Raw genomic sequence first — 593 nt, forward strand, 5'->3', positions numbered from 1 at the left:
AGCAAATGGCATATATTTCACAGTGGAGAATGCATGAAGATGCTTTAAATAGAGCTCAAGCTAACCTTGTTAATTTTCATACTAAACTAAATATATCAAAATATTGGGGTGATGGAACTACTTCATCTTCTGATGGAATGCGTATGCAATTAGGAGTTACATCGCTTCATGCTAATTCTAATCCTCACTATGGGACTGGAAAAGGTGCTACTATTTATAGATTTACAAGTGACCAATTTTCATCTTTCTATACGAAAGTAATTAATACAAATTCTAGAGATGCTACTCATGTTTTAGATGGGCTTTTAAATCACGAAACTGACTTAAATATATTAGAACACTACACGGATACAGCTGGATATACTGATCAAGTATTTGGACTCACTCATCTTTTAGGATTCAGATTTGCTCCTAGAATACGTGATTTATCCGATGTAAAATTATTTTCTTTAAGTGAAACAAAGGTATCCAAAAATCTTGAAGGTATTTTAAAGGGCAAAATTAATGAAAAGATTATAAAAGAAAATTATGACGATGTTTTAAGATTAGCATCCTCAATTAGAGAAGGTAAAGTTAGCTCTTCACTAATATTA

1 protein-coding gene is annotated in these 593 nt (G+C 31.4%); it reads left to right on the forward strand.

What is annotated here, in order from left to right; translation table 11 throughout:
* Window positions 1-593 (forward strand): Tn3 family transposase (locus L988_RS02620; RefSeq protein WP_047381299.1); only part of this gene is annotated, 593 nt, incomplete at both ends.

The sequence above is a fragment of the Cetobacterium sp. ZWU0022 genome (assembly GCF_000800875.1).
In the GTDB taxonomy this organism is placed as follows: domain Bacteria; phylum Fusobacteriota; class Fusobacteriia; order Fusobacteriales; family Fusobacteriaceae; genus Cetobacterium_A.